Source organism: Pseudomonas sp. ME-P-057, from assembly GCF_030208975.1.
In the GTDB taxonomy this organism is placed as follows: Bacteria; Pseudomonadota; Gammaproteobacteria; order Pseudomonadales; family Pseudomonadaceae; genus Aquipseudomonas; species Aquipseudomonas lutea.
The window spans coordinates 19188-29780 of the sequence record NZ_JARVSX010000003.1 but is presented as its reverse complement, the minus strand read 5'-3'; the positions used below and the strand labels follow the sequence as shown (position 1 = coordinate 29780).

9 protein-coding genes are annotated in these 10593 nt (G+C 59.0%); 8 read left to right on the top strand and 1 reads right to left on the bottom strand.

Annotation, left to right across the window (positions count from 1 at the left end; genetic code table 11):
• Nucleotides 1-350 precede the first annotated feature (350 nt).
• The gene (locus QRN48_RS01935; protein WP_037013370.1) at nucleotides 351-641 is read left to right on the top strand and encodes a hypothetical protein; all 291 of its coding nucleotides are present in this window, start codon (nucleotides 351-353) and stop codon (nucleotides 639-641) included.
• 47 nt (nucleotides 642-688) lie between these two features.
• On the opposite strand, the gene QRN48_RS01930 is transcribed toward QRN48_RS01935, so the two are convergent.
• The gene (locus QRN48_RS01930) at nucleotides 689-2497 is read right to left on the bottom strand and encodes an aminopeptidase P family protein (RefSeq protein ID WP_285348603.1); all 1809 of its coding nucleotides are present in this window, start codon (nucleotides 2495-2497) and stop codon (nucleotides 689-691) included.
• Nucleotides 2498-2806: 309 nt separating this feature from the next.
• Here QRN48_RS01930 and QRN48_RS01925 point away from each other — a divergent pair, with 309 nt between their 5' ends.
• The 7 genes from QRN48_RS01925 to QRN48_RS01895 all read left to right on the top strand — a co-directional run bounded on the left by QRN48_RS01925 (nucleotide 2807) and on the right by QRN48_RS01895 (nucleotide 10569).
• Nucleotides 2807-2953 (top strand): hypothetical protein, encoded by a 147-nt coding sequence (locus QRN48_RS01925; RefSeq protein ID WP_285348602.1) that lies wholly within the window; start codon nucleotides 2807-2809, stop codon nucleotides 2951-2953.
• Between the two features lie 442 nt (nucleotides 2954-3395).
• On the top strand, nucleotides 3396-4181 hold the full coding sequence (locus tag QRN48_RS01920; protein ID WP_285348601.1) for a hypothetical protein: 786 nt from the start codon (nucleotides 3396-3398) through the stop codon (nucleotides 4179-4181).
• A 101-nt stretch (nucleotides 4182-4282) separates the two neighbouring features.
• Nucleotides 4283-5404: a DegT/DnrJ/EryC1/StrS family aminotransferase gene (locus QRN48_RS01915; RefSeq protein WP_285348599.1), complete on the top strand. Its 1122-nt coding sequence runs from the start codon at nucleotides 4283-4285 to the stop codon at nucleotides 5402-5404.
• 44 nt (nucleotides 5405-5448) lie between these two features.
• A complete protein-coding gene (locus QRN48_RS01910) occupies nucleotides 5449-6963 on the top strand; it encodes a lipopolysaccharide biosynthesis protein (protein WP_285348597.1) in 1515 nt (504 codons plus the stop codon).
• Between the two features lie 17 nt (nucleotides 6964-6980).
• Nucleotides 6981-7910: a glycosyltransferase family 2 protein gene (locus tag QRN48_RS01905; RefSeq protein WP_037013382.1), complete on the top strand. Its 930-nt coding sequence runs from the start codon at nucleotides 6981-6983 to the stop codon at nucleotides 7908-7910.
• Nucleotides 7900-8352, top strand: coding sequence for a low molecular weight protein-tyrosine-phosphatase (locus QRN48_RS01900; RefSeq protein WP_285348595.1), 453 nt, complete (start codon nucleotides 7900-7902; stop codon nucleotides 8350-8352). The genes QRN48_RS01905 and QRN48_RS01900 overlap by 11 nt, the downstream gene beginning before the upstream one ends.
• Nucleotides 8353-10569, top strand: a complete 2217-nt coding sequence (locus tag QRN48_RS01895; protein ID WP_037013387.1) for a polysaccharide biosynthesis tyrosine autokinase — start codon at nucleotides 8353-8355, stop codon at nucleotides 10567-10569. It begins immediately after the preceding gene.
• Nucleotides 10570-10593 lie beyond the last annotated feature (24 nt).

Below are 10593 nucleotides of genomic sequence, written 5' to 3'. Positions count from 1 at the left end.
CGCCGGAAGTGGGGCGAATTATAGACAGATCCAGAGGGGCGTCAAGCACTTATTTCAAAGCGCCCCGGAATATGCTCAATTGGCAGTCTTCCTGCTTAACAGGGCACGCTTATCGAGCTCTTATATAGCGGGGCATGCCCTAGGCGCGGTTCCGATGCACGCCTGGCCAGGCTCAGCAGCGGAATCCTGCGCAGATACACGATGTCACTGGCATTTGTTCCACTATTGAGCGATGTTAAACCCATGCGCCTCACCATGGTGCTGCCGCACCGCACGGAAGAGCCCACCGGTTGCAGCCTGTAAATTCTGGATAGTCCTGACCGTATCCCACCGCTCAGGTAAGGAAATGAATGAAGTATTTTTTGATGGCACTGGCAGCATTGACTGTCGCTGGATGCGCAGCGACCTCCAAACCGGTCATGGGTAAACGCGGCATTCATATCAACTGCTCAGGGCTGTCGTCCTCATGGCAGCAGTGCTACGACATGGCGACGAACTCGTGCGTGTCGAAACAATACCGCGTGATTGCCAAATCCGGCGATGGCGCAGAGGACCCCGGTGAGTATCCTCTGGGCCTCAACCCCGCGGGGTACACCAGTCGCAGCATGATCATCATCTGCAAGAAGCCGGCTAACCCGTAACCGGCTTCTTCTATATGCAGCTCACCCCACCGGGCGTGTGTCGCAAATCAAACAGCGGCAGTGCACCGGTTCAACCACTCCAGTGCGGTGCCTTCCACCAACGGGCTCAGTCGCTGCCTCACCTGTGCGTGGTACTCATTGAGCCAGTCCCGCTCCTCTGCGCTCAATGCGCTGATTTCGAGACAGCGAGTGTCAATCGGGCAGAGCGTCAGCGTCTCGAATTTCAGGAACTCACCAAACTCGCTCTTGCCCGCTTCCTGGTTGATGACCAGATTCTCGATTCGCACTCCCCAACGTCCCGGACGATAAGTACCTGGCTCGATCGACGTGATCATTCCCGGCTGCATAGCGGTTTGCGGCGTGGCGGCTGCCTGATAGGCAATTACCTGCGGACCTTCATGCACGTTAAGGAAGTAGCCGACGCCGTGACCGGTGCCGTGACCATAGTTGACGCCTTCGGCCCAAATCGGCGCGCGGGCGATGGAGTCCAGCAGCGGCGACAGGATTCCACGCGGAAAGTGTGCCCGTGACAGCGCGATAACCCCTTTGAGGACCCGGGTACAGTCGGCTTTCTGCTCGGCAGAAGGTTTGCCGACCGGGACCATACGCGTGATGTCAGTGGTTCCGCCCAGATACTGGCCGCCCGAATCAATGAGCAGCAACCCATCGCCTTCTATCTGCGCGTGCTCTTCTTCTGTCGCGCGATAGTGAGGCATCGCTCCGTTGGCATTAAAGCCCGCGATGGTGGCGAAACTCTGGGAAACATAGCCCGGCCGCCGCGCCCGCGCCGCACTGAGCCGCTCATCAATATTCAGCTCACTGACGGCTTCCTTGCCCAACGCGGTATCCAGCCAGGCGAAGAACTCGCACAACGCCGCGCCGTCTTGCTCCATGGCGTGGCGAATATGCTGCGTGTCAGCTGCGCTTTTCTGAGACTTGAACAGAGTGGTGGGATTCAAGCCTTCCACTAGCGTGACTTCGCTGTCGAGGTAGTCGAGCAATCCACAGGTCACCCGCGCAGGATCAACCAACAAGCGTGCATCCTTCGGCACGTTGCGCAATGCCGTACCGATGCGCGTGTACTCATGCAGCGTGATGCCCTGCTGCTCCAGCAGACTGCGCAGCGACGCGTTGGTCTTCTGGGAAGCGACGAACAGGCTGACGCTGTCTGGTCCGATCAGCGCGAAGGATATGAACACCGGGTTGTAGGAGACGTCAGCGCCGCGCAGGTTAAACAGCCAGGCGATGTCGTCCAGCGTCGCCAGGAAATGCCAATTCGCGCCACGCTCGGCCATTGCGGCGCGAAGTCGCGCAATTTTCTCACCTCGCTTTTCGGTAGCGTGGGGCGCGGCGTGCTCATAGATGGCCTGAGTCGGTAACGCGGGTCGGTCGCTCCAGAGCTCGATCAATGGGTCGAGGTCCGTGCGCAGTCGCGCGCCTTTTTCGTACAGGTTGGCAGCCAGCGTACGCGACGAGGCCACGGCCAACACCGCGCCATCTACGGCGACGACGGTCTCTGGCCTGGCCTGCTCGGCCAGCCATTCAAGCGGCCCAGCCTGGCCGGGCTGCAGTTTGACCAGTTCGATACCGCTGCCGGCCAGCTCTTTGGCCGCCTGCTCCCAATACCGGCTGTCCGCCCACAGACCTGCGAAGTCCTGAGTGACGATGAGTGTGCCGACGGACCCATGGAAACCGGAGAGCCATTGCCGACCCTGCCAGTACCCCGGCAGGTATTCCGAAAGGTGAGGGTCCGCCGAAGGCACCAGCCAGGCGTCGATTCCTTCACGGCTCATAAGGGCGCGAGCCTGCGCCAGTCGTTGCAATGCCTCTCCACCGGTTTTCGACTGCGTATTCATTGAATCTCCTGATGCCCAGAAATGTTTGCGTCGCACGCCTCAGATAATGGAGCAGCGATCAAAGCGGAGCAACAGCGGCGCTGTAACCTGCGGTGCCTGGGGCGCTGCACATTTAGGCATCTCTGTGTTTCCTGCACTTCGTATAAGAACTTCAAACTCCTCCCCTTACCGATACATAAAACAGCTAATGTATTTCAATAGAACTGCAACACTTTGATCATCCGTATTAAAGCCAATGCCAATCTGTGGATTCATTTCACCGCGGCGGTGCATCCATGTTTCGGCGTTCAATAATCAAGCGCCATAAAAATGGAACGCCATGCCCACGCCCAAGTTCTGGCGGTGGAAAACCGTCTTTTAGGTTATCCAGAGGCACTTCAGGCGGCGTGGCGCACTGCGTCTAAAAAGCGACGCACGCTGCCGCACGCCAGTGATGGTTTATTGACTGCCAATTAAATCAATCACTTATAGTGTGAGGAGGCCCCGTTATCAAAAATTTAACAGAATGTTGGCGAAATAATTTGACAGAAAGTCCGCCGCCGTCGATATATAGGCACGTCCAATGTTTTCCCGTTTTTGCAGTGCGGCCTCCGCGCCGTGCGTAGAGACCATTGCGACTGGAATACCCGGCAACTGCTCATGAAGTTAGCAATTCAAACGGTGTGAAATAAACGCCGGTGGGCAGTTTTTGGTCAAAAGAAAGCTTTTTTCGAATTACTGAATGTGCTCGGTGGGGCGGTAGCTTTGCCCAACGCTTTAGTCAGCCAGTGCTGAGTCAAGCCACTGTTGAATGCACTCCCTATAAGTACAACGGCAGGATCTGCAGATTCGGGCGGTAGCGTGCTTGAAGCGCAATTTATTCTCTGCTCCGCTCTCCTCCCCACGAGGGTTTGTTGCGATGGCTTTATCTTTCGATATGGATGAGCAGTTGGTTCAACGACTGGCTGACGAAATCGATGCCAATGGCTTTGCAAAATTGCACGCCGCCGTGCCCACCACGGATTTGGAGCAGTTGCGGGCCTGGACTGACGATCAGGCACAAAAACACCAGGGCGAATATTTCGCCTACCACGGTGAAAGCGCACTGGCTGACAGCTTGCTGGCGACCTACTGGTCTGACGCGCAATTCAAGGCGCTGCTGGCTGGCCTTTATCGACGCGCTGCGCGACACGACGCAGCAAGCGACCGCATCTTCCCGGTGCTGCGCTGCGTGCAAGGCAACCAGGGCAAGCGCGAGTCCAACAGCTTTCATTACGACGCCAGTCTGGTGACTGCGCTGATCCCGGTGTTCATCCCCAGTGAGGGCGAAGGACGCGGTGATCTCATGCTCTTCCCCAATATTCGACGCGTACGGTCATGGGTGTTGTTCAACGTGATCGAGAAAGCGTTGCTGCAGAACAAGATCACCCGGGGCTGGATCGTCAAAGGCATGCAGCGCAACTGGCTGAAGCCGTACGTCCTGAGGTTGGAGCCCGGCAGCGTTTATTTCTTTTGGGGCTATCGCAGCCTGCACGCCAATCAGGCGTGCCGGCCGGACGTGAAACGTGCCACAGCGCTCTTTCATTTCGGTGACCCGCATGCAGGCAGCCTGGCCACCCGGCTGATCCTGAAAATCAACCAGGGCCGCGCTCGCCGTATGAGCAGCAAGGCAGGCACCCAACCTCCTGCGTCGACCGCAGGATGATGTCTACCCACCCTGGCGTCAGCCGACCGGCACTAGACCGGCGCAGACACACCTCTGCCCTCACAGCCTTAGAAAGCTTTGCATCTGAAATGGAGAATTCGATGATCAACGTCACCAAGACTTACCTGGGCGATATCGACAAGTTCAAAGGCTACGTCGAGGGCATTTATGCGCGCGGCTGGCTGACCAACCACGGACCGCTGGTGTGCGAGCTTGAGCAACGCCTCAAGGATTACCTGGGCGTAAAACACGTCATTCTTACTAACAACGGCACCCTCGCCCTGCAAGTGGCCTATCGCGCTCTTGGACTAACGGGCAGCGCAGTCACTACACCGTTCACCTTCGTTGCCACCAGCAGCTCGCTGCAGTGGGAAGGCATCCGCCCGATCTTCGCCGACATCGATGCGCAGACCTGGAACATTTCACCTGATCACATTGAAAGCCGCATCGTGTCCGACACCACTGCCATCGTTGGCACCCATGTGTTCGGCAACCCGTGCGCCGTGGAACGGATCGAAGAGATCGCCCGCCGCCGCAACCTGAAAGTCGTGTACGACGGCGCCCATGCGTTTGCTGTCCGGCACGCCGGCCAGTCGGTTCTTAATTGGGGCGACATCAGCACCCTGAGTTTCCACGCCACCAAGCTGTTTCACACCATCGAGGGCGGCGCGATCATCACCAACGATGATGAAACAGCACGCCGGGTTCACCTGCTGTGCAACTTCGGTATCGCCGACGTGGACAAGATCGACGGCATCGGCATCAACGCCAAGCTCAACGAGTTCTCTGCGGCGATGGGTCTGTGCATTCTCGATGACATCGAGAACATCCTTCAGCAGCGCGCCGAGATCGCTGATCGATACACCACGCGCCTGGGCGATTACGTCGACCTGCAGCGGCCGGAACACAACAGCCAGCTCAATCACAGCTACTACCCGATTGCCCTGAGCGACGAACAACAACTGCTGCGTCTGCGGTCTGCGCTGAACACCAACGGCATCAACCCGCGCCGCTATTTCTACCCGTCGCTGGACACCCTTGAGTATTTGCAGCCGCAAGCGGCGCAGACAGCGTCTCGCTCGTTGAGTGAGCGTGTGCTGTGCCTGCCGATCTACCCAGGCCTGCTGCGCGAGGATCAAGACCGCGTCATCAACACAGTGATCGCAGAAACCAGCGCTGCGCATTTGCCCTACCGCGTGCCGTCACTCGCGCAGGTCATGTAACGCCACCGCCCTACACCACCGTCATTCCGGCGAAAGGAAACTCGATGCAAACCAAGCGCTCAGTCATACGCAACACTGCGTTGAGCTATGCAGGCCAGGCCTACACGCTGCTCGTGGGCATCCTGATCATGCCGTTCTACCTCGGCCACATGGGCGCCGAGGCGTACGGCCTGATCGGGTTCTTCTCGGTGCTGCAGGCCTGGCTGCAGTTGCTCGATGCCGGACTGTCACCGAGTCTGGTCAGGGCTGTGGCGCATCGGCAAGGCAGCGACGTGCTGGACCGTTACACCGGCCGTTTGCTGCGTTCGTTCGAGATCATCTTTCTGCCGCTGGCGGGCCTGTGCTGCGTCGCGATGTACGCCGGCAGCGAGTGGATCGCCGTGCATTGGCTCAACGCGCAGCAACTGTCGACGCAGACGCTGGTGCAGTGCATCGGGCTGATGGGCATCGTCATTGCCTTGCGGTTGTTTTCCACGCTGTACAAAAGCGGGATTCAAGGCTTGGAGCAACACGCATGGCTGAACATTGCCAATGTGATCATCGCCACGCTGCGTTATTTCGGCGGGCTGTTGCTGGTCAGCACGATCTCCAATGACCCGGTGCACTTCTTTGAATTTCAGGCGCTGGTGGGTTTGATCGAGGCACTGATCTTCGCCGCCCGTGCCTATCAGCAAATGCCGACGCCGTCGCCACTGACCGGCTTCGACTGGGATCTGGTCAAACCGATCATCCCGTTCGCCGCGAGCATGTCCGGCACTGCGGTGCTGTGGATCGTGCTGACCCAGATCGACAAGGTGCTGCTCTCCGAACTGCTGCCGCTTCATGAATACGGCTACTTTTCGCTGGTGGCGCTGATCACCACCGGGATCATGATGCTCTCCAACCCGCTGGCGCAGACGCTGCTGCCGCGCCTCACAGTGCTGATGGCAGAGGGTCGGCGCGATGACATGCACCAGCTGTATCTGGCAGCCAACCGGTTTGTTTGCACGTTCCTGTTTCCCCTCGCTGCACTGATCGCGCTGCACGCTGACGAGATGGTGTTCGCCTGGTCAGGCGACCAGCCCGCCGCCGAGTGGAGCCGGACAATCCTGCCGTGGTACTCGCTGGGCAGCGCCATCATGGCGGTCAGCGCGTTCCAGTTTTATCTGCAGTACGCCTATGGCCGCATGCACCTGCACGTCTGGTACAGCATTGTTTCGGCGCTGATCACGGTGCCGGTGATGTTTCTGGCCATTCGCGGGTACGGCGCATACGGCGCGGCGATCGCCTGGTTTGTCTTGCGCGTTGTGTCCTTCGCGGTCTGGCCGGTGATTGTGCACCAGCGCCTGGCGCCCGGCATTCACAGCCAATGGCTGCGCGACATCATCCGCATCAGCGTGATGACCGGCGTCGGCCTGGCGCTCAGCGAGCCTTTGCTGCGACTGATCGCCAATGGAAACCGCATCAGTATCTTCATCGGTCTGGCCGTCAGCGGCCTGATCACGCTGCTGGTTGTTGCGGCAAGCTACAAGCCGCTGGTGATGAAAATATCCGTTCTGCTCAGCAAACCCAGTGTTTAACTCGGAGTACCCAAGCCATGGATGCTAATAGCAACAAGACGAGCCCCTCGCCGTCCGCCGCGCCCTTGGTCAGCATCGTCTGCCCAGCCTTCAATCAGGAAGCCTACGTCGCGCAGACGCTGGAAGGCTTCCTGATGCAGCAAACCACGTTCGCTTTCGAGATTCTGGTGAACGACGATGCCTCCACAGACGGCACCGCACGCATCATTGCCGATTACGTCAAGCGCTTCCCGACGCTGATCCGGCCCTTCTACAACGAGACCAACCAGTACTCGCAAAACAACCCGCCCGTGCCGCGCCTGTTCGGTGAAGCGCGCGGCCGGTACATCGCCTACTGCGAAGGTGACGATTACTGGACCGACCCGCGCAAGCTGCAGCTTCAGGTGGACTTTCTCGAGAGCCACCCTGATTACGTATTGACCTACCACGATGCGATCCCTTTCGACATCAGTGGCCAATACCCCGTCCAGTTGCAGGGCAAGCTGCGCGGCGATGCCACAGCGCTCGAACTGCAAAAGGCGCGGCCTGTCTCGACGCTGACCACGGTGTTCCGCAACGTGTTCGATTCGTTGCCACCCGAGCTTCGCGCCGCACCGCTCAATGATCTGGTCTGGTGGTCGCTACTGGGGGCCTACGGCAAGGGCAAATTCATGGGCGAGGTCAAGCCGGCCATGTACCGGCTACACCCCGGTGGCGTGTTTTCCATGCGCTCCAACAAACGCAAGCTGCACATGGCACTGCAGACCTCCGGCGCGCTGGCCAATTACTACAACCGCCTGGGCAATCAGGAACTGTATGAGCACTTCCTGATGGAGCTGGTCGAGTACTCGCTGTCCGCCATCACACCCAAACGCAAGATGCAGACGCTACTGGCGGTCGGGCAAAACTTCAGCACCAACATCAGCAAACGACTGATGACGAGCCTCAGCAAAGGCCATGTTCAATAACGTACTGGTGGTCTGCGTCGGCAATATCTGTCGCAGCCCCATGGCCGAAGCCATGTTCCGACACCGCGTGCAGAACGCACGCATACAGATCACGTCGGCCGGCACCCACGCCATGCTCAGTTCCACCACCGATCCGCTGGCCCAGGCCGTGCTGCAAGTCAACGCGGTCCCGGTTCACAAACATCGAAGCCGTCAGATCGATCGGCAGATGCTCCATGAAGCAGATCTGATTCTGGTCATGGAGCATCGTCAGACCCAGAGCGTCCTCAAGCTGGCCCCCGAGGTACGCGGCAAGACGTTTCTGATTGGCAAATGGCAACTAGAGCTGGAAATCGCCGACCCCTACCGGCGCCCGAAACTAGCCTTTGAACAGACCTACGAGCAGCTTTCGCGTTGTGTCGACGACTGGCTTCCTTATCTTCCGTCAGGAGATCCAAGATAAATGACCGCTATGAACCGTACATCTCTGGACGAGGTCCAGGACTCCCGGATCGATTTGGCGACTATCTTGCGCACACTTTTCGATCACAAAGGATTGATTGCGTCGATTGTCGGCATCTGCGTACTGATCGGCGTGACCTACGCCATTCTGGCCACGCCGATCTTCCAGGCCAACGCGATGATTCAGATCGAGCCGCGCAAAGTGGGCATCGAAGGCCGCACCGAGGTCAACAACAAGCCGTTGTCGGTCTCCCAGGCGACCACCGAGATCGAGCTGATCAAATCCCGCGCGGTGCTGGGCAAGGTGGTCGATGACCTCAAGCTCTACATCGTGCAAAAGCCCAAGTATGTACCGGGCCTGGGCAGCTACATGGCACGCCGTTTCAAGCCGGAGCGCGAAGGCGCACTGGCCGATCCGATGCTCGGTCTGAACAGCTTTGCGTGGGGCGGCGAGAAAATCGACGTGTTTCAGCTCGAAGTGCCGGACGCACTGCTGGGCGAGAAAATGACCCTGGTGGCAGGCAAGCCTGGCACCTTCACGCTTTATGACGAAGACCGCAACAAGCTGCTCAGCGGCCCGGTCGGTCAACCCGTCGAAGGCAGCGGCATAAAGCTTCAGGTGGCTGCACTCAACGCCCGTCCGGGCACCGAGTTCACCGTCGTGCGTCAGCGCACCCTGACTTCTGCGCTGGATTATCAGGATCGCCTGAAAATCCTGGAAGCGGGCAAGGACTCCGGGATCGTCTACTTGTCGATCCAGGACCCGGACCCGGTGCTGGCCAAACGTATCCTCAACGAAGTCAGCCGCTTGTATGTGCGTCAGAACGTTGAGCGCAGTTCAGCCGAAGCCGCGCAGCGTCTTGAGTTCCTGCGGTCGCAGTTGCCTGCCGTGCGCAAGCAGCTGGAACAGTCGGAAATGGCGTTGAACAACTTCCAGATGGGCGCCAAGTCGGTCGACCTGAGCGTGGAGACCAAGTCGGTTCTGGATCAGGTGGTCAAGCTCGAAGGCACACTCTCGGACCTGAAAATGAAGCGCGTCGACGTCGAGCGCCTCTATACACCGGAGCATCCGACCTACCGCGCACTGATGACCCAGATCGGCCAGGTCGAGTCGCAGAAAGCCGCGCTGCTGAAGAAGATCGAAGCCCTGCCTGCCACGCAACAAGAGTTGCTGCGTCTGAACCGAGACATGCAAGTGACCTCGCAGACCTACACCCTGTTGCTGGACAAGAGTCAGGAGCAGGACATTCTTCGCGCAGGCAGCATCGGTAACGTTCGCATCATCGACAACGCCGACGTCAACGTCGAAGAGCCCGTCAAGCCGATGCGCAAAATCATCGTGCTGGTCGCCGCCCTCATTGGCCTGTTGCTGGCCGTTGCCACCGTGTTTGTGCGTCAGGCGTTTTACCGTGGCGTGGACAACCCGGAAGTCATCGAAAACCTCGGCATGCCGGTCTACGCCTCGCTGCCGTATTCGCGACTGCAAGAGCGCATGGAGAAAGCCGCGCAAGGCCGTTCGACCAGTAAAGAGCCGCGCCTGCTGAGCGTCAGCGCCCCAACGGAGCTGGCCATCGAAGCATTGCGCAGCCTGCGTACCAGCCTGCACTTCGCCATGCTTGAAGCGCGCAACAATGTGCTGATGATTTCCAGCCCGACGCCGGGTGTGGGCAAGTCATTCGTTTCCAGCAACCTGGCGGTCATCATCGCGCAGACTGGCAAACGCGTATTGCTGATCGACGCTGACATGCGCAAAGGCTACCTGCACAAGATGTTCAACCTGACGCCCAAGCACGGTTTGTCGGACACCCTGGCGGCGCGACTGGGCAGCAAGGAAGTCATCAACCACACCGAAGTGCGCGGCCTGGACTTCATCTCCTGCGGATACGCAGCACCCAACCCGTCCGAGCTGCTGATGCACGACAACTTCAACAAAATGATCAGCGACCTGTCGCCGCTCTACGACCTGGTGATCATCGACACCCCGCCGATCCTGGCGGTCACCGATGCCACGCTGGTCGGTCGCCAGTCCGGCACCTGCCTGCTGGTTACCCGGTTTGGCCTGAGCACCGCCAAGGAAATCGAAGCCTGCAAGCGGCGCCTGATGCACAACGGCATCCTGATCAAGGGCGCGATCTTCAACGGCGTGCTGCGTAAAGCCTCCACCGCCGACTACGACTGCGCTGCCTACGGTTACGACTACACCACGGTCCGCAAGTAAATCGACACCGAAGCCAAGGAGATT